The organism is Microbacterium sp. KHB019 (assembly GCF_037285405.1).
Classification (GTDB): domain Bacteria; phylum Actinomycetota; class Actinomycetes; order Actinomycetales; family Microbacteriaceae; genus Microbacterium.
This window is the reverse complement of the sequence record NZ_JBBDHF010000002.1, coordinates 265,477-290,731: the sequence shown is the minus strand read 5'-3', so window position 1 is coordinate 290,731 and position 25,255 is coordinate 265,477. Positions and strand designations below refer to the sequence as shown.

Genomic DNA, 25,255 nt, shown 5'->3' with positions numbered 1-25,255 from the left:
GCGGACGGTGGACAGATGCGCGGTGCATTCCGAGGCGGAGTGATTGCGGCCCTGGCCGCAGGAATGGCGGTTGTGATGACGGGCTGCGGGTCTGCGGCGCCGACGGGTGACGCCCTGTACCGGGATGGCGAGGCGCGTTACGTCGAGTATGCGACGGTGATGCACTCGGTGATCATGGCGATCCACGAGGGGGAGTGGACGGTGGAGTCCTACGGCGCATCGCCGATCGCCTGCCGGATCGACGGAGGCGCCGACCGCGGGTACGCGTTCTCCTGGGTGCGCACGCTCGCCATGGACGGGGTCGATGCGGATGCCGTCGCAGCGGACGCCTCATCCGCTTTCGAGAGCGCGGGGATGGAGCCCTCGACGACCGTTCTCGGCGAGGGCGAGAACGGTGAGATCAACGTCATCGCCACCGACGCGACGGTCGGTCGCGGCGTGGTGACCGTGCGGCCGGCGCGCGGCATGGTGGAGGTATCGGCGACAACCGGGTGCTTCCCCGGCGATGCGGGTGACCTGTCCGACATGGTGTTCGATGGTCTCATCTACACGGGTGCCGCGCAGCGGTTCCCGGCGTTCGAAGGGCCGGACTGGCAACCGCGGTTCTACTTCCCGCAGGACGGCAGCCCGATCTACCGCAACGAGGACGGCACGCCGGTGACGCCGCAGCCGGCCGACACCGATCTCCCGGTCGCGCCGTACGACGCCTGAGTCCGCTCAGCGCGCGGCGTCGGCGAGGTGCCGGGCGTGATGCCCGAGCACCTTCACCATGATGCCGCGACTGCGGAGCGCCGCCGCGGTGCGGGTCTCCTCATCGCGGTCGCGTCCGAGCGCGTGCACGTTCGCGACGACGACCACGTCTCCGCGCTGCAGGGTGTCGAGCAGACGGGTGACGCGGTCCTCCCAGCTTTCGAGGATGTCGGGGGCCGGGTGCCGGAATCCCTCGATCGGCACCCCGAACCGGGTGAGATCCTCGCGCTGCTCGGTGACGGACGGCATCCCGTCACGGGCCACCACCAGGCCGACCAGGCGCGTTCCCTCCGGGCGTGCTGACCACCAGCCGTGGTCGTCGTTCGCCAGACACTTGGGACACTCCGCCGCCGCGTGCGGAAGGTGCAGCGGGCTCGTCAGTGCAGCATCCACTGTCTCGTTCACATCGCTCATCGCCGAACCTCCAGGATCCATTCTGCCCTGATTCCGCGGCGTCAGAGCACCCCGAGTGCGCGCACAGTGTCGCGCTCGTCCACGAGCTCCGCCACGGACGCGTCGATGCGCCCACGGGCCCACTCATCCAACTCGAGGCCCTCGACGATCTGCCACTGACCGTCGACAGACCGCACAGGGAAGGACGACACCAGGCCCTCGGGGACGCCGTATTCACCGCGGGAGACGACACCGGCACTCGTCCAGTCGTCCGTGCCCAGCACCCAGTCGCGCGTGTGCTCGATCGCCGCGTTCGCTGCGGATGCCACCGACGACGATCCGCGCACCTCGATGATCTCCGCGCCCCGCTTCGCGACCCGCGGGATGAACGTCCCTTCCAGCCAGGTCCGCACGTCGCCTACTCGCTCGGCGAGCGCGTCGAGGACGGGCCGCCCCTCGACGGTCGCGTGGGTCACGTCGGGGAACTGGGTCGCCGAGTGATTGCCCCAGATCGGGACGCGCCGGATGCTGGCGACCGGAGCATCCAGAACGGCGGCGAGCTGCGCGCGCGCCCGGTTCTCGTCGAGGCGGGTCAGGGCCGTGAATCGGTCGGCCGGCACTCCGTCGGCGGATGCCGCGGCTATCAGCGCATTGGTGTTGGCGGGGTTCCCCACCACCGTGACGCGCACGTCCGAGGCGGCACGGTCGGCGATCGCCCTCCCCTGCGGGCCGAAGATCCCGGCGTTGGCGGCGAGGAGGTCGCCTCGTTCCATTCCAGAGCCCCGCGGCCGAGCGCCGACCAGCAGGGCGACGTTGCAGCCGTCGAACCCGGTCGCCGCGTCATCGGTCACCTCGACGCTCTCGAGGAGATCGAACGCGCCGTCCTGCAGCTCGAGCGCCGCGCCCTCGGCGGCTTTCAAGCCCTGCGGGATCTCGAGCAGCCGCAGCCGAACCTTCTCGCCCTGGCCGAGCATGTCGCCGGCGGCGATGCGGAACAGCAGCGCGTATCCGATCTGTCCGCCAGCACCCGTGATCGTGATCGTGGTAGCCATACGCCGAGCCTACGTCCGCGCGCATCCGCGGAGTACTCTCATCCCATGACGTTCAACCCTGATGCGGACATCTCCAACACCCGCACGCGTCGGCCCGGTCGCACAGCGGCGATCGCGGGTGGCGGCGTCGGCCTGCTCGGCATCGTCGCGCTCATCGCCAGCCAGCTCCTCGGCGTCGACCTCACCGGTCTCGTCGGCGGTGGTCAGCAGAGCGGCGGCGAGCCCGGCGCAGGCAGCACGGTGCTGTCCTGCCAGACCGGCGAGGACGCGAACACGCAGGACGAGTGCCGCATGGCCGGGGCGCAGGTGCTGCTCGACGAGTACTGGGAGACGCACGTCGACGGCTACATCCCGCCGCAGCTGTACGTGTTCAACGGGCAGACGTCCACGCAGTGCGGCACGGCATCCAACTCGGTCGGCCCCTTCTACTGCCCGCCGGAGCAGAGCGTCTACATCGATCCGGCGTTCTTCCAGATCATGCGTCAGCAGTTCGACGCCTCGGCAGGCGAGCTCGCGCAGCTGTACATCGTCGGTCACGAGTGGGGCCATCACATCCAGAACATCACGGGGATCATGGCCGATCACCCGAACAACGGCTCCGGGCCCGACAGCAACAGCGTCCGCACCGAGCTGCAGGCCGACTGCTATGCGGGTGCCTGGCTGAAGGACGCAGCCACGCTCACCGACGACAACGGCGAGCATTACCTGGAGACGCCGACCGAAGCGCAGATCACGGACGCTCTCAATGCCGCGTTCGCCGTCGGAGACGACCACATCCAGGAGCAGGCCGGCTTCAACAACCCCGAGTCGTGGACGCACGGGTCGAGCGAACAGCGTCAGTTCTGGTTCGCGAGCGGGTATCAGAACGGTTTGGGCAGCTGCGACACCTTCTCCGTTGACGGCAGCAGACTCTGACCGGACGGCGCGTTCGTCGCCGTCTGAACGCCGTGGTTGCGCGGATGCAGCGGGCCTGCACGGTACGGTGAGATGGCCGCCTGAACAGGCGGGATTCGCATTCACCCGGGGGATGAGCATGAACACGGATGCACTGTATCCGCCGATCGAACCGCACGAGCGCGGCATGCTGCTCGTCGGCGACGGCCAGCGCATCGCGTGGGAGGTCAGCGGCAACCCAGAGGGCAAGCCGGTCGTCTTCCTGCACGGTGGTCCAGGCGGCGGAACAGCGCCGTGGCATCGGCGCTTCTTCGACCCGGACAAGTACCGCATCGTGCTGTTCGATCAGCGCGGCTGCGGACGCAGCACGCCGCACGCCAGCGCCCCCGACGCCGATCTGCGGTTCAACACCACGGCGCACCTGATCGCCGACATCGAACTGCTGCGCAAGAACCTCGGCATCGAGAAGTGGCAGGTCTTCGGCGGATCCTGGGGGAGTGCGCTCGCCCTCGCGTACGCGCAGGCGCACCCGGATGCGGTGACCGAGCTCGTCCTGCGCGGCATCTTCACCCTGCGCCGTGAAGAGCTCGAATGGTTCTACGAGGGCGGCGCCGGCGCGCTGTTCCCCGATCTCTGGGAGGGGTTCATCGCCCCCATCCCCGTCCTCGAGCGCAATCGCATGATCGACGCGTACCACCGCCGGCTGTTCGACCCGGACCCTGCCGTACATGTCCCGGCCGCACGGGCGTGGTCGAAGTGGGAGGGATCGACGATCACGCTCCTGCCGGACGAGGACACCATCGAGCGGATGACCGAGGATGCCACCGCCGTGGCCTTCGCGCGCATCGAGAACCACTTCTTCGTCAATCGCGGCTGGTGGGCCGAGGGCCAGCTGATCGCGGGGGTCGACGCCATCCGCCACATTCCCGCCGTGATCGTGCAGGGGCGCTACGACGTCTGCACGCCGATGATGACGGCGTGGGATCTGCACCGGGCCTGGCCCGAGGCCGAGTTCGTCGTGGTCGACGACGCCGGGCACGCCGCGTCGGAGCCGGGGATCCAGCAGGCTCTCCGCGACGCGACCGACCTCTTCGCCGACGACTGAGCTCAGGCGCGCAGGGCCTGCAGCAGGGTCTTCACCAGGCCCACGGCGCCGCCGTTCGCGCGGAAGCGGGTGAGCCCCTCGCTGACGACGGCCCCGGTCCGCGCGCTCACGAACCACGGCGGCTTCGGCAGGATCGTGAATCGACCGCCGCCGCTGACGACGGGGAGCGACCACGGGAACGGGCGGAAAGGGCCGTGCAGCACAGAGCGCTCGACACGGTCGAGCAGCAGCGCGTTGTGGACGACGCCGATACCGCTGCCGACGTCCTGCAGCGTGTTTCCGGGAAAAGCGCCCCACGTTAGCGTCGGGGTGATGAACCCGAACGCGGTCCAGGCGTTGATCGCGATCGACCCGTAGCGCAACTCGGCGACAGCGCGCTCGAACCCGGTGCCCAATGACTTCTGGGTCGCCGGGTCGATCAGCAGGTTCGCGCCGAGCGTCCCCTGCAGCTTGTCGTTCGCATGGGCGACCGCGGCATCGAGGAACTGCTGCCCGGTGCCGGGGATCGCGACGACGCCGAGCACCGGCGCGAAGTACTCGGTGTTCTGCAGCGCCGTGGGATCGTCCTCTTCGCCGATCTCGACGAGCAGCCGGTCGCCGAGCACGAGGGCGTCGGGGTAGTCGTCGTTCGCCTGCTGCATCCGGTCATCGGAGTGCGGGTACCAGATCGGGCGCTCCGGAGCCTTCGCGTAGGCGCGACGCAGCGCGGCTCGGAAGTCGTCGGCCTGCGCCCAATCGGACGACATGATCACGACCTGGCCGGCGATGCAGTTGTGCCCGCAGTTCTGCAGGCGCATCGTCGCGATGTGCTCGGCCTGGAAGGTGAGGTCGGCTTGTGTCCATTCGCCGGGGACGACGATGATCGGCGAGACGCCGCCGAGCTCAGCGGTGATCGGCTTCAACAGCTGCGGCCGGTTCTCGCGTCGTCTGCGGGTGGTCGCGCTCCCTGGTGCGCCCCAGGTGATCGCGTCGAACGTCGCAGCAGACCCGGTGATGTGCACATGGACGAGTCGCTGGTGGCCGGTGAGGTACGCACCCACGTCACCGCCGCCGCGGACGATGCGCAGGAATCCGGGCTCGATCAGCGCCGCGAAGGCGTGCTCGTACACGGCTACGAGCGCATCCTGCGTCGGGTTGACCTTCAACAGCACCGTGCGATTGTGCGCGAGCAGTTCGTACAGCACATCCAGCACCGGGATCGAGGTGACGTTGCCTGCGCCGAGCACCAGGCCGACGCCGCCGGACTCGGCAGGCGTGCGCTGCCCGAGACCGGCCGTCGCACGGGCGATCCGCGGTGTGGTTCCCGGCTCGAGCCAGACCTCGCCGGTGAAGCCGGACAGGAGCGCCTTGTCGAGGCCGGTCAGCGGGAACGCGTGCACGCGTGCGCGCCCGCCAGGGGCCCTGTCGATCCGGATGCCCTCGAGCGGATTGCGCCCGTCGGCCAGGCGGTAGAGCGTCTCGACGTAGGCGTCCAGCGCGCCGAGGACGCTGTACGGCCCCGCCAGCCACTCCTCGCCGCGGAGCGGATGGCTGCCGTTCAGGCCCTTGGATGCCGCCGCCGTGTGCGCCCACTCCTCGGCGGTCGCCGCGACCGCAGTGCGCACCGCGCGCAGAAGCGTCGCGCGCTGCCCGACGCTGAGCGCCGACCAGGTGCGAGCCCCGGCGTCGAGGTCGTCGATCGCGGCGTCCAGGTTCGCGCGCTGATCGTCGTCGAGACCGGAGGGGGTGGAGGTCGCGGTCGTGGTGGCAGTTGACGTCATCGGCATCTCCTCATGTGAAGCACGCTCACGGGTGCGTCCAGCCTATGCGGCGTGCTCGGGCATCGCATCGATGTCGCTGCGGCGCAGGCGGTATCGGGTCAGGGGCAGGATGCTCAGCGCCATGAGAACGGCCGGCAGGATGCTGAAGCTCAGCACGATGCCGGTGACAGCGGCGTCGGGCTGCACTGTCTCGATGGCGGACGTGGTCTCCACACCGGCGACTGTCGACACATAGCCGGTCGCAGCCAGCACGAGGGACACCGCCGTCGCGCCGAGCGCGAAGCCGACGGTCTCGCCGGCGGTCCAGATGCCGGTGAAGGTCCCGGCCCGGCCGTGCCGGTCCGGATCGCCGCCGCCCACGCGTGCGTCGTGCGAGATGACATCCGGCAGCATCGCCATCGGCAGGGACTGCAGTCCGGCATAGGCGACCCCGGCGACGGCGACGGCCGCGTAGAGCCAGGCTCCGGGTTCCCACACGGCGAGGGTGATGCTCGCCGATGCGAGCAGGAACAGGATGCTGGCGCCGAGGAATGCCCGCTCCTTGCCGACGCGCTTCGAGATCGCCGTCCATGCCGGAGTGGCGATCAGGGCGGGGCCGACGAGTGCGACGAAGAGGATCTCCACTGCGGCCTCGTCGCCGAGCACCCAGCGTGCGACGTATTGAGCGCCGGCGAGCATCGTTCCGGTGGCGAGGGCCTGCAGCACGAAGGTGCCGAGCAGGGCGCGGAACGGCGCGCTGCGCCGCAGCGCACGGAATCCGGAGAGATACTCCGCCCTCAGCCTGCGGGGGCCGTCGACGGCGGGGGAGGGCTCGCCGATCCGGCGGACGGCCGAGCGTGCGGTGCGGCTGGCGATCAGCATCCCGACTCCGATCGCGACGCCGGCGACCACGCCCATCAGCAGGTATCCGCTGACCTGCTCTCCTGTCGCGCGGCGCAGCATCGGCCCGCCGGCGCCGAACAGCAGGATCGCTGCGGTCAGAACGACGACACGCCATCCGAGCAACCGCGTCCGCTCGTCGTAGCCGTCGGTGAGCTCGGCCGGCAGAGCGACGTACGGCACCTGGAACAGGCTGAACGCCGTGGCTGTGCCGAGAAACGCGAGCAGGACGGAGATCGCGCTCGCAGCCGGCCCCCAGGACGGCGGCACGGCGAACGTCAACGCGAAGAAGACCGGAAGTGTCAGTGCGCCGATCACCATGAAACCGCGTCGTGACCCGGTGCGGGCCACCTGCCGGTCCGACGCCGCGCCGATCAGCGGATCGATGACGACGTCCCACACCTTCGCGACAGTGACGATCAGCCCGGCGGCGAGGGCCGCGACGCCCAGATTGTCCGTGAGGTAGTAGGTGAGGACGAGACCGGGGAGGGTCGCGTATCCGCCAGTGCCGACGGAGCCGATCGCATACGTGACGATAGTGCGCGCCGGCAGGCGGGAAGAGGCTCGTTCGGGTCGAGCACCGTTGCTCATCGCGCCAGTGTATCGGCGCCCTGCGACGGGCTCGGGGACCGGACGTCAGATCAGCGACAGCTCGCGCAGCTTCGCGGCGACGTCGTCGTTCGACGGCTCCACGTGGTGGGTGGCATCCGGGTAGACCACGACGGGGATGTTCGTGCGGCCCGAGATCTCCTTCGCCACGTCGGCGGCGGCAGGCTCCTCGACCAGGTTGATGTAGGTGTACTCGATTCCGAGTTCGTCGAGCTGCTTCTTCGTGCGGAGGCAGTCGCGGCACCAGTCGGCGCCGAACATCGTGATGGTGTCAGGAGCGGTTGAAGTCATGCATCCAGGATATTCGTCCCCAGCTGGATGGGCTTCGTTGCTTAGTTAGGTAAGCCTTACCTATAGTGGAAGGGTGACTTCTGCGTTTGAACATCTGCACGATCCGGATTGGCCCAACCTCGACGGCCCCGTGCTCATCGCGGGCGATGCGCGTGACGTCCCCGCGATCATCGAGGTGTGTCGGCAACTGCCGTGGGATGCGATGGGCACGGTGCTGCTCGAGGCGGTGGCGCCGATCCAGATGTGCCGCATCGATGCTCCGGACGGGGTGTCGGTGCGGTGGCTCTTCCGAGGGGATGGCGTTCAGGCGCGTGTGCGAGGCGAGCGTCTGGGGCTGGCCGTCCATGCGTGGTGCCTGGAGTGGGCGTGCGCCGAACCCCACGTGCAATGGACGGTCTGGCTCGGCGCCCATACCCCGCCCCGTGTCGCCCAGTCGGCGCGCAGCCTCCTCGGCGTGCACGGCCCGCCTTCCTGATCCGTCCCGTATCGCCGGGATCCGGCGCGCGTGAACACAGCTGAGCATGGGACGATGGATGCCGTCATTTCAGCGTGTACGGAAGGGGACGCACGTGGGCATCGCCGTCACGGTCATCGTCCCCACCTTCAACGAGCGGGGCAACGTCGCCGAGCTTGTCGAGCGCACCGCCGCCGCGCTCGCCGGACGCGATGCCGAGATCCTCTTCGTGGATGACAGCGCCGATGACACGGCAGCCGAGGTCGAGCGCGTCGCGGTCGGAGCGACGCTGCCCGTGCGAGCCATCCACCGCACGGCGAACACCGGTGGTCTCGGGGGAGCCGTGGTCGTCGGGCTCGCGGCGGCCCAGGGAGACATCTGCGTGGTCATGGACGGCGATCTGCAGCATCCGCCCGAACTCATCCCTGCCATGCTCGACCGCTTCGCGCAGGGCGACGCGGATGTCGTCGCGGCATCCCGCTATGTCGGCGGCGGCGACTCGGCCGGCCTCGGAACCACGCTGCGGTTCGGCGTCTCGCGCGGGTCGACCTGGCTGACCAAGGCCATGTTCCCTCGGCGCCTCGCGGGGGCCACCGACCCGATGACCGGCTTCTTCCTCGTCGACCGCACCCGTCTCGACCTCGCGGCGCTGCGCCCGCAGGGGTTCAAGATCCTGCTCGAGATCCTCGCCCGCACCGACATCCGCATCGCCGAGGTGCCGATGGAGTTCTCCGAGCGTCGCAGCGGCACCTCGAAGGCGTCGCTGCGGCAGGGGGCGACCTTCATCGCCCACCTCGCCCGGCTGCGATTCGGCAAGATGTCGCTGTTCGCACTGATCGGCGCGATCGGCGCCCTGGCGAACCTCGGCATCATGTGGCTGCTGACGACCGCCGGGATGCCGTACGTGTGGGCGGCGATCATCGGCGCCGAGGTCACGATCATCGGGAACTTCCTGCTGCAGGAGCGGTTCGTCTTCGGCGACATGCGTCGGGATGCCCGGGGGGTCTGGGCGCGGTTCGCGGCCTCCTTCACGTTCAACAACGTCGAGGCCGCCCTGCGCATCCCGATCATGGTGCTCATGGTGGAGAGCTGGCACATCTCGAGTGTGCTCGCGACGGCCATCTCGCTCGTGGTCGCGTTCTTCGCACGGTTCCTGTTCCATTCGCTGTTCGTCTACGCCCCGCGCGGTGATCGACGGCGCGCAGGTGTGCGGGATGCTGCCGAACCGAAGGCGGATACGACGGCCGGGCGCATCATCCGTGCGATCGACGCCGAGGCGATGCGGCCGGGCGAGCTCTGAGTGTCGACGGTCATAGAGAGTCGATAGCTGCTCGACAGCAACGCCATCGAGCAGGCACAGGTTCCACTCGAACCCGCCGGTCATTCTGGGTTCACCACCGAACCAGATCGACCGAAGGGCCAGAGCATGAGCCGCATTCCCGAACCCCAGATCACCCCCGACGGTCCCGCGTACGAGGGCCGCCTGCTCGACCGACCCGAGGAGGAGGTCGTCGACCAGGGCGCGCCGTTCGACATCGGCACGCTCTTCACCCGCCGCGGCGTCATCAGCATCGCCGCGCTCGGCGTCGGTGCCGCCGTCCTCGCCGCCTGCGCACCGGCCACGAGCTCCGACGGCACGAGTACCGGAGGCTCCGGAACCAGTGGCGGCGAGACCTCCGGATCATCCGACGGCGGATCCGCCACCGCGACTGCGGACGGCGAGATCCCCGACGAGACGGCGGGGCCGTACCCCGGCGACGGCTCGAACGGGCCGGACGTGCTGGAGGAGTCGGGCATCGTACGACAGGACATCCGCTCGTCCATCGACGGCTCGGCGACGGCCGACGGCGTCCCGCTCACGTTCCGGCTCGAGGTGCTCGACATGGCGAACGGCGATGCACCCTTCGCGGGCGTCGCCGTGTACGCCTGGCACTGCACCGCCGACGGCGAGTACTCGATGTACTCGTCGGGGCTCGAAGACGTCACGTACCTGCGGGGCGTCCAGATCGCGGATGCCGACGGCTCGGTGTCGTTCACCTCGATCTTCCCCGGATGCTATTCGGGCCGCTGGCCGCACATCCACTTCGAGGTGTACCCCGATGAGGGCTCCATCAGCGACTCGGCGAACACCATCGCCACCTCGCAGATCGCTCTGCCCGAGGACGTCTGCAGTGCCGTCTACGCGGACTCCCGCTACAGCGGATCGACGAAGAACCTCGCCGGGGTGAGTCTCGACAGCGACAACGTCTTCGGCGACGACGCAGGCTCCCTGCAACTGGCGACCGTCACGGGCGATGCGACCAACGGCTACACGGCCACGCTTCAAGTGCGCATCGACACGACCACCACGCCGTCCGCCGGCTCCTCGCCCTCGGGCGACGGACCGGGCGACGGCGGAGGGCCCGGCGACCGCCCCGGCTCCTGAACCCACATCCTCGACAAGGAAGAGACCCATCATGTTCCAGAACCTCACCGGATGGCATGCGCTGATCATCCTCGGCGTCATCCTGCTCATCTTCGGGGCGGCCAAGCTGCCCGCCCTCGCCCGCAGCGTCGGCCAGTCCATGCGCATCCTCAAGACGGAGGCCCGAACCGTCGAGTCGGAGGCGGCGCAGTCCGTCGACGCGGTCGCACCCCGCACTGTCGCATCCGAAGCAAGGGCTGACACGTGACCACCGCGGCTGTCGCTCCGCGCGCAGCTCCCATGCCGCTGTCCTCGCACCTGCGAGAGGCGCGGCGGCGGGCCGCCAGGGCGATGGTCGCGGCCATCGTCGCCCTCGTCTTCGGGTACATCGCGGCACCGCAGGTGCTCGACGTCCTGCGTGCTCCCATCGAGGAGCTCGCGGCCTCGCGAGACGCGAGCCTGAACTACGACAGCATCACCGGCGCGTTCGATCTGCGGCTGAAAGTCGCGCTCTATGCCGGGATCGTGCTGTCGAGCCCGGTCTGGCTGTACGAGGTCTTCGCGTACCTCGCACCCGGCCTCACCGGCCGTGAGAAGAAGCATGTGTTCGGGTTCCTCGGCGCAGCCGTGCCGCTGTTCGCGGCGGGGTGCGCGGCCGGGGCGCTGCTGTTCCCGCGCATGGTGGAACTGCTGGTGGGTTTCGCCGACGCCGAGGACAGCACGTTGCTGCAGGCATCCGACTACGTCGACTTCGTGCTCAAGATCGTCGTGGCGACCGGCATCGCCTTCGTCCTCCCCGTGCTCCTGGTGGCACTGAACATGCTCGGAGCTCTTCCCGCCGCGACCATCGCACGCAGCTGGCGGATCGTCCTCGTCGCGATCGTCGTGTTCAGCGCCGTGGTGACGCCCGCGGCGGATGTACTCTCCATGTTCCTCATCGCAGTGCCGATGGCGCTGCTGTTCGCTGCGGCCCTGGCCGTCGCCTGGCTGCGCGAGCGGTCGATGCGACGACGTGAGCGGGCGCTGGACGAAGAGGTGTGACATGCTCGGCCTGAGCATCGAGAAGCTCGTCCTGGTGGCGATCTGCGCCGCCGTGATCATCGGTCCGCACCGGCTGCCGGATTATGCGCAGCGGTTGTCCGCCGCCGTTCGCCGCCTGACGCTCGCGGCGTCGGAGGCGCGCAGGCGCACGGTGGACGAAACAGGGGTCGCGCTCATGCGCGAGGACTGGCGTACGCTCGATCCCCGGCAGTACGACCCGCGGCGGATCATCCGGGACGCGCTGCGCGATGCGGATGCCGATGCCGGAGCAACGGTCTCCGAGCAGGAGACCCCGGCGTTCACGCCGTCTGCAGGGCGCTGGGTGCTGTCAGGATCCTCCGCTCATCCGCGACGCGTCTGGGTGCCTGACGAGGAGACGATCGCAGCGGCCTCGAGCTGACTATCGAGCCGATGTCGCCATCACTGCTACAATGGGTGATGCAACGTGAATGATTCGCCGCGATTTCGGCGCGCACGATGCCACTGATCAGGGCCCATCCAAGGACCGCGCACACCGACGCGCGCGGCATCCGCTCTCGATCTCCAGAAATTCTGGATGCGCTTCGAGCGCGTCCGCACAGCAATGTGTGACACCAGGCAATGAGCATGACCATGAGCAACACCACCACCACCCATCCATCAGTACCCCTTACCTGGAAGCAGGCCGACGACGACGTTCACGTCGCAACGCGAGCCGGCGAATACGCCGGATTCGTCGAGCTCGACGTCGAAGGTCACGTCGTCCGTGACAACCACGGCACCGAGCTCGGATCGTTCGCGACCCTCGCCGACGCGCGCCGCGCTCTCGAGGGATCGACCCAGCGTCGCACCCGTTCGTTCGTGCAGACCGTGCGCCGGCACCTGAGCATGGTGCGCGGCTGACCATCGACTGAGCATCCTCGATGTATACGTTGTCTCGTATACGGCCGGGGTTAGCCTGGGACGAAGCGATCGGCAACTGCCCTTGGCTTCACAGCTCAAGGGCTCCGATCGACAGGAGAGCACCATCTCCATTGCACAGGTCGAACAGACCACAAGCACTCTCGGCCGCGTACGTCAGACCTACGCCGGCAACGCCGACTTCCCTCCGATGGCCAAGGCGTATCAGAACGTCTCGCAGGTCGTCCGCGAGATGGGGTTGCTGCAGCGCGCGCCCCGTTTCTACAGCTTCGTCGCCGCCGGAATCGCCCTCGCCCTCGGCGGGGCGATCACCGGCTTCATCCTGCTCGGAGACAGTTGGTTCCAGCTGCTCATCGCGGGCGCGCTCGGGCTCATCTTCACGCAGATCGCCTTCCTCGCTCACGAGGCGGCGCATCGCCAGATCCTGTCGTCCGGGCCCGCGAACTTCCGCCTCGCCCGGATCCTCGCCGGTTCGATCGGCATGAGCTATTCCTGGTGGGACTCCAAGCACACCAAGCATCACGGCAACCCGAACATGGTGGGCCGCGACCCCGACATCGAGGTCGACACCATCTCGTTCCTCGAAGAGGATGCGGCCAAGTCGCGCGGAATCATCCGCCTGATCACCCGCAAGCAGGGCTGGCTGTTCTTCCCGCTGCTCACGCTCGAGGGCCTCAACCTCCACTACCTCAGCATCAAGTACCTCCTCACCGAGAAGAAGGTCAAGGGTCGCTGGATCGAGCTTGGCATCATCGCGCTGCGTTTCGCTCTGCTGCTGACCCCGATCTTCCTGTTCCTTCCGCTGGGGATGGCTTTCGCCTTCGTAGGCGTGCAGATGGCCGTCTTCGGCGTCTACATGGGCGCCTCGTTCGCCCCCAACCACAAGGGCATGCCGATCATCGAGCCCGGCGCACGGCTGGACTTCTTCACGAAGCAGGTGCGCACCTCGCGCAACATCTCCGGCGGATGGTGGGCGACCTGGCTGATGGGCGGCCTGAATTACCAGGTCGAGCACCACCTGTTCCCGAGCATGCCTCGCCTGCACCTGTCGCAGGCCCGCGGCATCGTCCGCGACTACTGCGCGGCGAACGACGTGCCGTACACCGAGACCTCGCTCATCCGCTCCTACGGAATCGTCATCGAGTACCTCAACAGGGTGGGACTCGCCGCCGGCGATCCGTTCGACTGCCCTGCGGTCGCGCAGTTCCAGCGGGCCTGACGCGCGCTTCTGGTCAGTCGTAGAGATCGTCCGGCCAGACCGCGGGGTAGCCGCCGTCCTCAGCGGGAAGCACCTGCTGCCACGGCGTGATGCCCTCCCACCCGTCGTCGGTGCTGCGCAGGAACACGACCACCTGATCCTCTGGCGAGAATGCCTTCATGCTGTCGTCGGCGTCGCCGCAGCTGCGGGGGAGCGAGACGACGTCGACGGTGTCGTCGCCCTCGCCCTTCAGCCATTGGTCGACCTCGACGGTCCAGACGTTCGCCGTCATTCCCTCGTACGACGTCGACCCGCTCTGCCCGGTGATCGACCCGAGTACGACCGCCTCGGCATCGGCTGCGGCATCCGCCGGAGACTCGAAGTACACCCAGTCGATGCAGCTCGAACTCGTCACGAGCCCGGGGGCCGCGCAACCGACGAGTGCCAGCAACGAGGCCATCGCGGTCACGGCCATCCCCGCGATCGTCGCGCGGCGCACGCACGCACCGTGATCGGTCATGCGCTCGATCATCGCACCCGCCAGCGGTCTGCGGGCGGATCGTTACCGCAAAGCGGCCATAGGCTCGAAGCATGCCCGAACTGCATGAGCTCACCGCGATCGACCAGCTCGCCGCTCTCCGCAGCCGCGAGATCAGCCCGGTCGAGCTGACCCGGCACTACCTCGACCGGATCGCGCGCATCGATGACGGGCTCGGCGCCTTCGTCGAGGTGACGGCGGATGCTGCGCTCGCACACGCAACCGCGCTTGAGGATGCAGAGCCGACCGGAGTGCTGTGGGGACTGCCGTTCGGCGACAAGGACCTCGTGCCGCGCGCCGGGGTGCCGACCAGGTTCGGCTCGCGGCTGCATCAGGGTTTCATTCCGGATACCACGGCCGATCAGGCCGCCGTGCTCGATGAGGCCGGGGGCATCAGCCTCGGCAAGACGAACACCCCGGAGTTCGGACTCACCGGCTATACCGAGACGCAGATCGGTCCCCCGGCCCGTGACCCGTGGAATCCCGCGAACGGCGCAGGCGGATCGAGCGGCGGGGCCGCCGTTGCCGTCGCCGCCGGGCTCCTGCCTCTTGCCCCGGCATCCGACGGCGGAGGGTCGATCCGCATCCCGGCCGCGACCGTCGGGGTCGTCGGCATCAAGCCGTCCCGCGGGCGCGTGCCCTTCGCATCAGGACTCGACAGCCCTGGCGGGCTTCCCGTCGCAGGGCCCATCGCCCGCACCGTCGCGGACGCGGCGCTGCTGCTCGATGTGCAGGTCGCCGGTCGCCCGCATCCGTACGCGACGACCGCGCTGGGTTCCGGCCCGTTCCTCGATGCCGCGACGACGACCGGCCCGGCATCCGCCCGCGTCGGCGTGACGACGGTCTCGCCGTGGGATGACGCCGACGACATCCGGCTCGATCCGGAGGCGGCGCGCGCCGTGCGCGTCGCAGCGGATCTGCTCGCGGATGCGGGCGCGGCCGTCGACGCGTTCGACTGGCGCCCTCGTGGCTACGCCGAGCTTTTCACGACGATCTGGCGCACGAGCGCTGCACGCATGGCGCTCACGGATGCCGACCTCGAGCTGGTCGAGCCCATCACGGCGTGGCTGGTGCGCGAGGGCCGTCGGCTCACGGGAGCACAGGTGCTCGAGGCTCTCGCCGCGGCGACGGTGTTCGAGCGCGAGACGATCACGGCGTTCGCGCCGTTCGATGCGGTGCTGACACCGGCACTGGCGCTGCCGCCGCAGCCGATCGGCTGGTTCGATGCCGAGGATGCGGCGCGGAACTTCTCGCAGCAGGTGCAGTACGCGCCGTACTCGAGCTTCGTGAATGTCGCCGGGCTGCCCGCGATCGTCGTGCCGGTGACGCGGGATGCCTCCGGCCACCCGGTGAGCGTGCAGCTGATCGGGCGGCCGGGCGGAGAGGCGGCGATCATCGCGCTCGCCGCGATGTTGGAGCAGCGGGCCGGGCCCCTGCCGCACCCGTCCGCCTGGCGCGCTTAGCCCGCTCACTCCCTCCCGGCGTGGTCGGCGCGGGGCTCAGCGCCTGAGGCGGGCGCGCGACTTCGAGACGCTCGTGAGCGTGGCGCGCAGCGGCGTGCCGAGGTAGAGGCCGAGCGAGGCGCCGGCGGCGAGACCGATGCCGATGGAGCCTGCGAGCACGAGCGGGCCGATGCCGTCCAGCATCCCCTGGGCCGTTCCGTCCGAGTCGACCACGCCGAGCAGGCCGCGGAAGACCGCGGTACCGGGGACGAGGGGAACGATAGCGGCCGTCGTGACGGCGACGGACGGCACGTGCACACCGCGGGCGGTGAGGATTCCGACGAAGCTCGCCAGCAGCGCGCCGATCGCGCTGGCGGCGCCGGCCTGGATGCCGAGCGTGAGGCTGAAGCTGTAGAAGACGATGGCGATCGTGCTGAGGACGGCGCTGACGAGGATGATGCGGAGTCCTGCGCCGTTGAACAGCGCGACGGCGACCGAGATGATGATCGCGCCGCCGATCTGGGCCGGCAGCGATCCGAACGGGATGGCATCGGTGGGCAGCGGGATGCTGACGCCGACGAGACGCGAGAGCTCGAGGCCGATGAGGATTCCGAGCACGACGCCGAGCGTCTGCATCGTCAGGTCGAGGATGCGTCCGCCGGCGGTCAGTGCGAACCCGTCGATCGCATCCTGCGCTGCACCGACGACGGTGAGCCCCGAGAGCATGAGGACGATTCCGGATGCCACGATGATGGAGGGCTCGACGTCGATGAACGGCGCGATGCCTGCGGCGCCGAGCGCCGAGACCCCGGTCGTGACCGCGGTGATGACGAATCCTCCGGCGATCTGGCTGAAGAACAGCGGCACCTGCAGGCGGGCGAGCCCCGCCTGGGTGTAGGCAGCACCGAGGGCCGCGAGGAAGCTCAGCAGGATGATCAGGGGCGACGCGTCGTAGAGGATCGCGACGCCGACGGCCAGCAGTGCCCTGGCGAAGATCGTGACGGTGGGCCGGTAGAGGAACGGTGTGCGGCGGATGACGCGGAACGCCAGACGGGCCTCGTCGAGGTCCATGCCGTCGCTGATGTCGACGAGCAGCGCTTGAAGTCGCTGCAGCTTGGCGTGATCGGGCGACACCGCACGAACGACGCGGATCATCGTGGTCGGCCAGTCCTCTTCGCCGCGGTGGTACGAGACGCTGATGGCGTTGAAGGTGACGTCCACGTGCACGCCGGTGAGGCCGTAGACCTTGGCCACGCGGATGATCGCGAACGTGGCGTCGTGAGCCGAGGCTCCGACCGCGAACATCGACTCGCCGATGCGCAGAGCGAGGTCGAGGATCTTGACGATGACCGTCTCGTTCAGGACGGTGTACGCCTCGGTGAGGGCGATCTGGCCCGGGTCGGTCCGGATCACCCGGCGCACGGAGTTCAGCAGTCGTGAGCGTCGTTCGGTGGCCATGTCTCCATTGTCTCGAGTCGTGGCGGCGGGGCCGGCATCCGATCGGGGGAGGCCGCGGATCAGGGCGTCAGGCGGCCGATCAGGGCCTGGATCTCGTCGACGTTCGCGGCGAGGACGGCGACCAGAGGGTGCGCGTCCTCGTCTTCGGGGTCTTCGATGTGGATGAGGCGCAGGAGGTGCGACGCGAGGAGCTCGTTCGCCTTCGCGATCGCGGCATCCAGGTCGTCGACGTCGCCGACCTCGTCAAGTTCGACATCGGCGCGGAAGACGCGGGGCAGTGCCGCCAGGGCATCGACGAGCTCGACGCCCGTGTCGCCGCGGTCGAGATAGGCGAGGGCGCCGGCGTCATCGAGCGCATCGATGAGAGCATCCCAGGGGTCGTCGCCGTGTTCGATGGCGTCGCGGACGGCGGGCGCGAGTTCCGGGTCGTCATCCAGCAGGTCGCAGAGGCGGGTCCAGTCTTCGATCGTGCTCATCGCGTTGCTCCTTCGGGAATCACGGATGGGGAGTGGCCAGCGTATCGCGGGTCGCCTCGCCGCGTCAGACGCGGGGGCGGTTCGCGGCGGTCGTGACACCGCCGTTCGAGCCGTCCTGGCGGGTCCATTCGTCGGCGTTCTGCGGCCGAGCCCAATGCTGGCGCGGCTCATCCCATTCCCGGGCGCCGTCGGTGAGCCAGATGGTCGAGTCGGGCGCCCAGCCGCCGATCACGGAGGCGTACTCGTCGTCGATCTCGATCAGGGTCGTGGCGCAGCGCAGGTACGCGAGCGTGCTCAGGTGCACGGCATCCCAGCCCCCGGCCACGCGGGCCCAGTCGGGGATCAGCCAGCGTCCGTCGCGTCCCGTGACGCGGAACCAGTCCTGGCGAGTGGATGCCGTCACCTCCAGCGGATACTGACGGCACAGCTGCGCCCAGTCCTCGTCCGTACGGATCTCGAGAGTGCGGCCGGATCCGCGTACCGGGATGATCGTCGCCTCCTCCCATCCCATGGAGTCCTCGACGAGCTCCAGGGCGTCGGCGATGACGCCGCGGGTGAGGAGGAGCTCCGTCGGCACGGACCACCAGGTGCCGGACCATCTCGCGTACGGATCGGCGGGGCGCTCGAGCCCGGCTCGAACCTCTTCGGCGCGTCGCTGCTCGCTCCATGCGGTGAGGAGCGCGCGGGAGTCAGAGGGGAGCGGCGCGCGGTCGTCGGGAGAGCGCCAGTCGACGGCCCACTGCTCAGCCCCTCGCGGGGCGTCCCATCCGCGGGTGGCCTCGGATGCCATGATCAGCTCGGCGATGGGGTCAAGGACGGCGATGACATCGGGGTGGGATGCGATGACATCCGTGCCGTCTGGCTCCTGCCAGTACATGGCGGTGTCGACGGAAGCTTGAAGCGCTGCGCGGAGCGCTGCCGCGTCGATCGTGGCCGTGTCGACGGTGCGAAGCCGCGCGACGAGGTCGGCTGTCGAAGGATCGGGGTCTTCGTACTCGGCATCCTCATCGCCCTCATCGCCGTCCGAAGTGAACCGTATGAGCGTGCCCGGACTCGGGTCGGCGCGGTGGGCGAGCCAGAACAGCGGCTCATGGACGTCCGACGACATCTGTCGCGCGTATTCAAGACACAGCCGTCGGCCACGCGGACCGACGAGAAGCGGACTCGCAGCATCGTCGGTCATACGTCCATCATGCCTGCCGGACGTCACCGCGCGAGCGGCACCGGATGCAATCGTGTGATCTCACGAGTCGCGAGGTCGATCATCACCGCGGTGTCCTCTGGGATCCGGGTCCAGCCATCAGCGTCGACGCCGCTCGACATGACATGCACCGCATCGTCGGTGATGCGGTAATCCATGGCGTAGTACTCGGTCGCATGGCTCGCCGGCATCGCCTCCTCCGATTCGAAGAGCTCGCGCAGGGACTCGACAGGGGAATCCACTCGGCTGTTGATGTGGACGGCGAACATCTTGCCGGGCGTCAGGAGCAGAGCATTCAGGCTCGAGTTCGGGAACTCGCGCACGAGGATCTCGAGCGCGCGCGTGACGCCTGCTGCCTCGTCGCCGGCAGCATCCTCGATGCACTGCATGATCAGGCGGAAGTAGCGCTCGCTGTCGGTGTCGCCGACGAGTTTCGCTCGCGAGGAAGCGCTGAGCTGAGCGTCGAGGTGGTCGATCGGCGCGATGTGGCCGTTGTGAGCGAACGCGTACCCCGCATCGGTGAACGGGTGGGTGTTCGCCGGCGACACCGGCAGGCCGCCGGTCGCCCAGCGCAGGTGCACGAGCCCGCAGCATCCGAGCGCCTGTTCCGAGAGTTCGACGTACAGCGGATCGATCGACGCGTTTCGCGGTGACGAGATCGCCTCGGTCTCGTCACCGAGCGACCGGTGCCACGCCATGCCCCATCCGTCACTGTGCACCTCGGTGAGCGCTGTGAACGTATCGAAGTCGTCGCGTCCGAGTACGTCGACGACCGAGGTCGGGCGGGTGGTCACATAGCCAAGCAAGCGGCACACTGGGTGGTCTCCTCTCGTTGTCACCACGAGCCTTCTCTCTTCGGCGCGCGCGGGCAACCTCCTACGCGAGCTTGCGCTCTGCGCGCAATCCCTTTCTCCGGTTTCGCGGCGACTGACACACTGGGCGCATGCGTACCGTCGGTGTGGAAGAAGAACTCCTGCTCGTGGATGCCGAGAGCGGACGACCGCGATCGGTGGCTGCGCGGACGCTCCGATACGCGGCGGAGATCGCGACGCCGGCCGAGTCAGGCGGCGACAGCGCGTCCGTCTCCTCCGTGGAGAAACGTGCGGAGACGCCGCAGTCCGACGCAGCCGATGACGTGCCGGGCGGATCGCTAGAGCATGAACTGCAACAGCAGCAGATCGAGACCGACACTGTTCCGCACACCGACATGGTCGCGCTCGGCGAGGGCGTGCGCGCGTGGCGCGATCACGCGATCACGGCTGCCCGCCGTGCGGGAGCCCGGGTCATCGCGTCGGGAACGTCGCCGCTGCCGGTCGGGTCGGCGATCGTCGGCAAACCCCGATACCTGCAGATGGTCGAGCACTTCGGGCTGACCACCACAGAACAGCTCACCGGGGCGTGCCATGTGCACGTCTCGGTGGAATCCGACGATGAGGGCGTCGGCGTCCTCGATCGCATTCGTGGCTGGTTGTCGGTTCTTCTCGCGCTGAGCGCGAACTCCCCGTTCTGGCAGGGGGAGGACACGAAGTACGCGAGCTTCCGCTCTCAGGCTCTGGTGCGATGGCCGACGGCCGGGCCGACCGAGGCCTTCGGAACCGCTGAGGGTTATCGCTCGACCGTCGCCGCGATGATCGCCTCCGGCGCCATCCTCGACGAGGGAATGGTCTATTTCGATGCCCGCCTGTCGCACCACTACCCGACTGTCGAGATCCGTGTCGCCGATGTCTGCGCCGATGCCGCGGACACCGTGCTGATCGCAGCGCTCTGCCGTGGGCTCGTGGATACGGCTGCCGCTGAGTGGCGCGCAGGGGATGAGCCGTCGCCCGTCTCGGTTTCGATGCTTCGGCTCATGAACTGGCAGGCCGGCCGGTTCGGCATCGAGGGCGATCTCATCGACCCGCGAACCCTCAAACCACGTGCTGCGCGCGAGATCGTCGCTGAGCTCGTCGACCATGTTCGAGCGGCACTGCGTGAGAACCGCGACGAGGCGCTGGTCGACGAGCAGATCGAGCTGATCTTCGATCGGGGCAACGGCGCGATGCGTCAGCGAGCGACGCTCGAGAAGACCGGGCAGCTGAGCGATGTCGTCGCAGACCTGGCCGCGGTGACTGCTGGGCTCGAGGGCTGACGCGGGAAGCCGTGACTGAGAGGCCTGATCACGGGCATAAAGAAACCCCCGTGAGTAGAAGCCTCACGAGGGTCTCAGTGGCTCCGACGGGCGTCGATCCCGTGACCTCACGATTTTCAGTCGTGCGCTCTACCAACTGAGCTACAGAGCCATGCGGCACATCGTAAATCCGCCGCATCCTAGACGAAAGGCCCTCTTCGAAAAAAGGGCCCGTCGCATAGAGCGACCCTGACGGGACTTGAACCCGCGACCTCCGCCGTGACAGGGCGGCACGCTAACCAACTGCGCTACAGGGCCATACTTTTAAATTGTATCGGATGGAGTGACCCCAACGGGATTCGAACCCGTGCTACCGCCGTGAAAGGGCGGCGTCCTAGGCCGCTAAACGATGGGGCCGAAGGGCGTCCTGCGGGACTTCCTTGCCGACGCTCAAGCATAAGGGATGATCTGGCGAAAACACCAATCGAGGGCGAGCCTGCCGGCAGCCCGGGCGTTTCGGGGTGACGATGGAGCGCACGTGATCGAAGCAGGCAACCGAGTCCGACCTGGTGCGGATGTTAAAGATGTTGTTAGTGTGTCATGTGTGAATCCGGCGGAAGGGGCCGTGTGAACGTCGAGCAGTCCCCGATGGATGCTGCGCTGGAAGCAGGCGACTCCTGCAACTGCGCACCCAGCATCGCCGAGCAGCGCACCCTCTGGAGCAAGAGCGCGCTCACCCGCCGCAATGCCCTGGGGCTCGGCGCCATCGGTGCCGTCGCGCTCAGCGCCTTCGGCGTCGGCGCGGGCGTGAGCGCCGCATACGCCGCGTCGTACCCGAGCTGGGACGATGTTCAGCGCGCCAAGAAGAGCGAAGCGGCCAAGGCGACCGAAGTCTCCCGCATCCAGAACCTCATCCAGTCGCTCACGCAGCGCGTCGCCGAGACGCAGGCCGCCGCCGAAGCGGCAGGCAACGAGTTCTACGAGGCTCAGCAGGCGTACTTCGGCGCGATCGCCGAGGCTGAGGCGCTCCAGGCGCAGGCCGATGAGCAGGCGAAGATCGCCGACGACTCCGTGCGCAAGGCCGGACAGGTCGCTGCGCAGATGTACCGCAACGGCGGCGACGACACCGCCCTCGAGCTGTTCTTCACCGACTCCGCCGCCAACGCCGACGAGCTCCTCTCGCGCCTGGGCACGATGGACAAGCTCTTCAGCTACAACCAGTCGGTCTACGACAAGGCCGTCGCGGCACGCAACTCCGCGCAGCTGCTGAGCGACCAGGCCGTCGTCGCTCGCACCGAGCGCGACCGGCTGCAGAAGATCGCCGAGCAGAAGATGATCGCGGCCCAGCAGGCGGCGGAAGCCGCCCAAGCCGCTCTGGACGAGCAGACGGAGAATCTCGGAACCCTGCAGGCTCAGCTCGCCGCCCTCAAGGACACGACGGCCAAGACCGTTGCCGACTACCAAGAGGGAGAACGCGTCCGCAAGGCTGCGGAGGAAGCGCGCAGGCGCGCCGCCGCAGAGGCTGCGCGCAAGGCCGCCGAGGAAGCTGCCAAGAACAACAACGGCGGCGGAGGCGGCGGAGGCGGAGGATCTGCCGGAACAGGGGGATGGGTGCGTCCCCACGGCGGCTTCCGCAGCGCCGGATTCGGTTGGCGTCCGAGGCCGTGCCCCAACTGTTCCAACTACCACTACGGCGTCGACCTCGCCAACGGCTGCGGTTCACCGATCTTCGCCGCCCACGCGGGAACCGTCGACTACGCGGGCCCCAACGGCAACTACGGCAACTACATCCGCATCCAGCACGGAGGCGGGGTCGCCACGGGTTATGCGCACATCGTGAACGGCGGCTTCGCGGTTCGCAGCGGTGCCAGGGTCGGCGCCGGACAGGTCATCGCGTACGCCGGCAACACCGGTGCATCCGTCGGCTGCCACCTGCACTTCGAGGTCTACATCAACGGCGGCTACACGAACCCGATCAGCTTCATGGCAGCACGAGGCATCTCGGTCTGACGCTGACGCTGACGCTGAACACGAAGAAACCCCCGGCCGCGCGGCCGGGGGTTTCTGACGTTGTCGAGGATCGACGGCTCAGTGACCGTTCTCGCCGAAACGAGCGATCGCCTCGTCGAGGATGCGCTGCGCCTCTGCGGCGTCGCCCCACTCGTCGACCTTGACCCACTTGTTCGGCTCGAGGTCCTTGTAGTGCTCGAAGAAGTGTGCGATCTCCTTCTTCGTGTACTCGGCGATGTCGCCGATGTCCTGGATGTGCGACCAGCGAGGGTCCTTGCTCAGCACGGCGACGAGCTTGTCGTCTCCGCCGGCCTCATCGCTCATCTTCAGGACGGCGACCGGACGCACCTCGACGACGACGCCGGGATAGATGGCGTGGTCGAGCAGCACGAGCACGTCGAGCGGGTCACCGTCCTCGCCGAGCGTGTTGTCGAAGTAGCCGTAGTCGGCCGGGTAGCCGAAGGTCGTGTACAGAACGCGATCCAGGTGGACGCGCCCGGTCTCGTGGTCGACCTCGTACTTGACGCGGCTGCCGCGCGGAATCTCGATGACGGCGTCGTGTGCGCCCATGCGTGTGCTCCTCAGGAAAGACGGTTGGATGCCGGAGCAAGCTTACCCGCGCGCTCCGAACAGCTTGTTCAGCGGCCGCGCGAGCACGCCGGTCAACGCGAGCAGGAACAGCGCGTAGTACCCCTGTGAGCCGAAGAGGATCACGATCAGCAGCGCGATCCCGAACAGCACGGCCGAAGCGATGTCGGCTGCCGCGCCGAAGCGGAGCTCCGCCGGCCCTGCGGTCGTGTAGCTCGGGTTCCGCAACAGGTACAGACGCCCGGCGAGAGTCGTGATCTGCGTGAGGATGAGAGTGCCGATGTAGAGGACGGCCTGCAGCGGGTCGCCCTCCATCTGCCCGAGCATCGCCGTCGGAACCGGAAGCCACACGACCGTGACCATCCACGCGACATTGATCCACAGCAGCGGCCGAGTGATGACGTCGACGTCGTTGTACTGCCGGTGATGGCCGATCCACGAGTTCGCGATCAGAACGAAGCTCAGCAGGAAGCTGACGATCTGACCGCCGTGCTCGGTCAGGAACTCCGCCGTGGTGAGCTCGCCCGAGGCGGCATCCGACACCGACTCCATGAGCGGCAGGATCAGCAATGTCATCGCGATCGCCACGACCGCGTCGACGAACGCCTTGAAGCGTTCGCTGGAGAACTGCCGGGTCGCGTCCGTCTGCTCCGTCACGCGCCCAGACTACGACCGTGACGGATGCCGGTGGGGGACGCGCGCGGCATCCGCACTGTCAGCGCCGGGGAGGCCGAGCAACTCGCTCTGCACGGCGGCCGTCCGACGACGCAGCGCATCCGCCACCGCTGCGACGGCCGGTTGACGCAGCGAATCCGGCCGCAGAACCAGCCAGTACGGCAAACGTTCGGCGAACTCCTCCGGCAGCAGGCGCACCAGGTCGGGATGCCGGTCGGCCAGGAAGCACGGCAGGAACCCGATGCCCGCCCCGGCGCGCGTGGCCTCGACATGGACGAACACGTTCGTCGAGCTCAGCGAATCCTGCATACCGGGGACGAGTCGGCGTGGAGCATCGAGATCGTCGACCTGCAGCATCGAATCCACGAAGTACACGAGCGGGTGCGAGCGCATCTCGGCGATGCCGACCGGCTCGCCGAACTCAGCCATGTAATCACGTGAGGCGTACATCCCGAGCGTGTAGTGCCCGAGCCTGATCGCCTCGGCGCGATGCACCTGCGGTTCGCCGACCACGACCTCCATGTCCAATCCCGATCGGTATTGGAGCGCGCGTCGGGTGACGTTGACGATCTCGACGCTGAGCTGGGGATGCTCGCGCCGCAGCTCGGCGACGGCCGGGGCTATGACGAACGCGCTGAACCCATCGGTCGCAGAGATGCGCACGACCCCGGCGATCTGATCGATCCGTCCAGCGCTCTCGCGGATCGTCGACATCGCCGCCTCCACGTCCTCGGCTGCGCGTACGGCGCGACGGCCGAGATCCGTGAGCTCCCATCCGCCCTCGCCCTTGGCCAGCGTCCGGCCGCCGAGGACGGTCTCGAGCGCTGCGATCCGGCGTGACACCGTCGTGTGGTTCAGCCCGAGCGTCTCGCCGGCGGCCGTGAAGCGCCCGGTGCGCGATACGGCGAGCAGGACGAGCAGGTCGTCGGGGCTCGGCCTTGCAGCGGGGCCGTCCGTGATCTCTGCACTCTGCAATTCTGCACAGGTTGTCTGCTCCCCTGGTCATTGCCGCACAGGGAGTGTCGTGCCC

At 68.4% G+C, this 25,255-nt stretch carries 27 protein-coding genes and 3 tRNA genes; 14 read left to right on the top strand and 16 right to left on the bottom strand.

Annotation, left to right across the window (positions count from 1 at the left end; genetic code table 11):
- Window positions 1–15 precede the first annotated feature (15 nt).
- Window positions 16–711 (top strand): hypothetical protein, encoded by a 696-nt coding sequence (locus tag KHB019_RS07850; RefSeq protein WP_337458594.1) that lies wholly within the window; start codon window positions 16–18, stop codon window positions 709–711.
- 6 nt (window positions 712–717) lie between these two features.
- Here KHB019_RS07850 and KHB019_RS07845 read toward each other — a convergent pair whose 3' ends face one another.
- Together KHB019_RS07845 and KHB019_RS07840 are read right to left on the bottom strand one after the other, a co-directional pair.
- Window positions 718–1,164: a dehydrogenase gene (locus tag KHB019_RS07845; protein WP_337458593.1), complete on the bottom strand. Its 447-nt coding sequence runs from the start codon at window positions 1,162–1,164 to the stop codon at window positions 718–720.
- A gap of 41 nt (window positions 1,165–1,205) precedes the next feature.
- Window positions 1,206–2,195: a malate dehydrogenase gene (locus KHB019_RS07840; RefSeq protein ID WP_337458592.1), complete on the bottom strand. Its 990-nt coding sequence runs from the start codon at window positions 2,193–2,195 to the stop codon at window positions 1,206–1,208.
- Between the two features lie 45 nt (window positions 2,196–2,240).
- On the opposite strand from KHB019_RS07840, the gene ypfJ reads away from it, so the two are divergent.
- Window positions 2,241–3,110 carry a KPN_02809 family neutral zinc metallopeptidase gene (ypfJ, locus tag KHB019_RS07835; protein ID WP_337458591.1) on the top strand — a complete coding sequence of 290 codons (870 nt, stop codon included), beginning with the start codon at window positions 2,241–2,243 and terminating at the stop codon, window positions 3,108–3,110.
- Between the two features lie 112 nt (window positions 3,111–3,222).
- The gene (gene pip / locus KHB019_RS07830) at window positions 3,223–4,194 is read left to right on the top strand and encodes a prolyl aminopeptidase (RefSeq protein WP_443193199.1); all 972 of its coding nucleotides are present in this window, start codon (window positions 3,223–3,225) and stop codon (window positions 4,192–4,194) included.
- Window positions 4,195–4,196: 2 nt separating this feature from the next.
- Here the strand turns inward: pip and KHB019_RS07825 are convergent, their stop codons facing one another.
- Genes KHB019_RS07825 through KHB019_RS07815 form a run of 3 tightly spaced genes read right to left on the bottom strand, consistent with a single transcriptional unit; the run spans window position 4,197 to window position 7,733 of the window.
- Window positions 4,197–5,954 carry an aldehyde dehydrogenase family protein gene (locus KHB019_RS07825; protein WP_337458589.1) on the bottom strand — a complete coding sequence of 586 codons (1,758 nt, stop codon included), beginning with the start codon at window positions 5,952–5,954 and terminating at the stop codon, window positions 4,197–4,199.
- A gap of 42 nt (window positions 5,955–5,996) precedes the next feature.
- The gene (locus tag KHB019_RS07820) at window positions 5,997–7,424 is read right to left on the bottom strand and encodes an MFS transporter (RefSeq protein WP_337458588.1); all 1,428 of its coding nucleotides are present in this window, start codon (window positions 7,422–7,424) and stop codon (window positions 5,997–5,999) included.
- 45 nt (window positions 7,425–7,469) lie between these two features.
- Complete coding sequence (locus KHB019_RS07815) at window positions 7,470–7,733, bottom strand: glutaredoxin family protein (RefSeq protein ID WP_230101617.1); 264 nt, start codon at window positions 7,731–7,733, stop codon at window positions 7,470–7,472.
- Between the two features lie 73 nt (window positions 7,734–7,806).
- Here KHB019_RS07815 and KHB019_RS07810 point away from each other — a divergent pair, with 73 nt between their 5' ends.
- From KHB019_RS07810 to KHB019_RS07775, 8 genes are all read left to right on the top strand, one after another.
- A complete protein-coding gene (locus KHB019_RS07810; protein ID WP_337458587.1) occupies window positions 7,807–8,208 on the top strand; it encodes an SIP domain-containing protein in 402 nt (133 codons plus the stop codon).
- Between the two features lie 58 nt (window positions 8,209–8,266).
- On the top strand, window positions 8,267–9,487 hold the full coding sequence (locus tag KHB019_RS07805) for a glycosyltransferase (RefSeq protein WP_443193198.1): 1,221 nt from the start codon (window positions 8,267–8,269) through the stop codon (window positions 9,485–9,487).
- 126 nt (window positions 9,488–9,613) lie between these two features.
- Complete coding sequence (locus KHB019_RS07800) at window positions 9,614–10,612, top strand: intradiol ring-cleavage dioxygenase (protein ID WP_337458586.1); 999 nt, start codon at window positions 9,614–9,616, stop codon at window positions 10,610–10,612.
- A gap of 31 nt (window positions 10,613–10,643) precedes the next feature.
- Window positions 10,644–10,859 carry a twin-arginine translocase TatA/TatE family subunit gene (gene tatA, locus KHB019_RS07795; RefSeq protein ID WP_337458585.1) on the top strand — a complete coding sequence of 72 codons (216 nt, stop codon included), beginning with the start codon at window positions 10,644–10,646 and terminating at the stop codon, window positions 10,857–10,859.
- Window positions 10,856–11,632 (top strand): twin-arginine translocase subunit TatC, encoded by a 777-nt coding sequence (tatC, locus tag KHB019_RS07790; RefSeq protein WP_230101613.1) that lies wholly within the window; start codon window positions 10,856–10,858, stop codon window positions 11,630–11,632. The genes tatA and tatC overlap by 4 nt, the downstream gene beginning before the upstream one ends.
- Window position 11,633: 1 nt before the next feature.
- Entirely contained in the window at window positions 11,634–12,032 is a 399-nt protein-coding gene (locus KHB019_RS07785; protein WP_230101612.1) for a Sec-independent protein translocase subunit TatA/TatB, read from the top strand.
- Between the two features lie 212 nt (window positions 12,033–12,244).
- Window positions 12,245–12,514 carry a hypothetical protein gene (locus KHB019_RS07780; protein WP_230101611.1) on the top strand — a complete coding sequence of 90 codons (270 nt, stop codon included), beginning with the start codon at window positions 12,245–12,247 and terminating at the stop codon, window positions 12,512–12,514.
- A 208-nt stretch (window positions 12,515–12,722) separates the two neighbouring features.
- Window positions 12,723–13,751, top strand: a complete 1,029-nt coding sequence (locus tag KHB019_RS07775; RefSeq protein WP_414684090.1) for a fatty acid desaturase family protein — start codon at window positions 12,723–12,725, stop codon at window positions 13,749–13,751.
- A 13-nt stretch (window positions 13,752–13,764) separates the two neighbouring features.
- Here KHB019_RS07775 and KHB019_RS07770 read toward each other — a convergent pair whose 3' ends face one another.
- Window positions 13,765–14,250, bottom strand: a complete 486-nt coding sequence (locus tag KHB019_RS07770) for a hypothetical protein (protein ID WP_337458584.1) — start codon at window positions 14,248–14,250, stop codon at window positions 13,765–13,767.
- Between the two features lie 71 nt (window positions 14,251–14,321).
- Between KHB019_RS07770 and KHB019_RS07765 the strand changes: the two genes are divergently transcribed.
- Complete coding sequence (locus tag KHB019_RS07765) at window positions 14,322–15,731, top strand: amidase (protein WP_337458583.1); 1,410 nt, start codon at window positions 14,322–14,324, stop codon at window positions 15,729–15,731.
- 36 nt (window positions 15,732–15,767) lie between these two features.
- Here KHB019_RS07765 and KHB019_RS07760 read toward each other — a convergent pair whose 3' ends face one another.
- The 4 genes from KHB019_RS07760 to KHB019_RS07745 form a co-directional block, all read right to left on the bottom strand.
- Window positions 15,768–17,168 carry a threonine/serine ThrE exporter family protein gene (locus tag KHB019_RS07760; RefSeq protein ID WP_325472323.1) on the bottom strand — a complete coding sequence of 467 codons (1,401 nt, stop codon included), beginning with the start codon at window positions 17,166–17,168 and terminating at the stop codon, window positions 15,768–15,770.
- 59 nt (window positions 17,169–17,227) lie between these two features.
- A complete protein-coding gene (locus tag KHB019_RS07755) occupies window positions 17,228–17,644 on the bottom strand; it encodes a DUF1631 domain-containing protein (RefSeq protein WP_230101607.1) in 417 nt (138 codons plus the stop codon).
- A gap of 64 nt (window positions 17,645–17,708) precedes the next feature.
- The gene (locus tag KHB019_RS07750) at window positions 17,709–18,752 is read right to left on the bottom strand and encodes a hypothetical protein (RefSeq protein ID WP_337458582.1); all 1,044 of its coding nucleotides are present in this window, start codon (window positions 18,750–18,752) and stop codon (window positions 17,709–17,711) included.
- A 98-nt stretch (window positions 18,753–18,850) separates the two neighbouring features.
- Window positions 18,851–19,660, bottom strand: coding sequence for a class II glutamine amidotransferase (locus KHB019_RS07745; protein WP_290368234.1), 810 nt, complete (start codon window positions 19,658–19,660; stop codon window positions 18,851–18,853).
- Between the two features lie 128 nt (window positions 19,661–19,788).
- Between KHB019_RS07745 and KHB019_RS07740 the strand changes: the two genes are divergently transcribed.
- Entirely contained in the window at window positions 19,789–20,973 is a 1,185-nt protein-coding gene (locus KHB019_RS07740) for a carboxylate-amine ligase (protein ID WP_337458581.1), read from the top strand.
- A 78-nt stretch (window positions 20,974–21,051) separates the two neighbouring features.
- Here the strand turns inward: KHB019_RS07740 and KHB019_RS07735 are convergent.
- From KHB019_RS07735 to KHB019_RS07725, 3 genes are all read right to left on the bottom strand, one after another.
- Window positions 21,052–21,124, bottom strand: a tRNA-Phe gene (locus KHB019_RS07735).
- A 72-nt stretch (window positions 21,125–21,196) separates the two neighbouring features.
- Window positions 21,197–21,270: transfer RNA gene (locus tag KHB019_RS07730), tRNA-Asp, on the bottom strand.
- Between the two features lie 26 nt (window positions 21,271–21,296).
- Window positions 21,297–21,369 (bottom strand) — tRNA-Glu (locus KHB019_RS07725).
- A gap of 231 nt (window positions 21,370–21,600) precedes the next feature.
- On the opposite strand from KHB019_RS07725, the gene KHB019_RS07720 reads away from it, so the two are divergent.
- A complete protein-coding gene (locus KHB019_RS07720) occupies window positions 21,601–22,962 on the top strand; it encodes a M23 family metallopeptidase (protein WP_443193207.1) in 1,362 nt (453 codons plus the stop codon).
- Between the two features lie 78 nt (window positions 22,963–23,040).
- On the opposite strand, the gene KHB019_RS07715 is transcribed toward KHB019_RS07720, so the two are convergent.
- Genes KHB019_RS07715 through KHB019_RS07705 form a run of 3 tightly spaced genes read right to left on the bottom strand, consistent with a single transcriptional unit; the run spans window position 23,041 to window position 25,200 of the window.
- On the bottom strand, window positions 23,041–23,532 hold the full coding sequence (locus KHB019_RS07715) for an inorganic diphosphatase (RefSeq protein WP_230101602.1): 492 nt from the start codon (window positions 23,530–23,532) through the stop codon (window positions 23,041–23,043).
- A gap of 42 nt (window positions 23,533–23,574) precedes the next feature.
- Window positions 23,575–24,207 (bottom strand): TMEM175 family protein, encoded by a 633-nt coding sequence (locus KHB019_RS07710; protein ID WP_337458579.1) that lies wholly within the window; start codon window positions 24,205–24,207, stop codon window positions 23,575–23,577.
- Between the two features lie 9 nt (window positions 24,208–24,216).
- A complete protein-coding gene (locus KHB019_RS07705; protein WP_337458578.1) occupies window positions 24,217–25,200 on the bottom strand; it encodes a LysR family transcriptional regulator in 984 nt (327 codons plus the stop codon).
- Window positions 25,201–25,255: the final 55 nt, after the last annotated feature.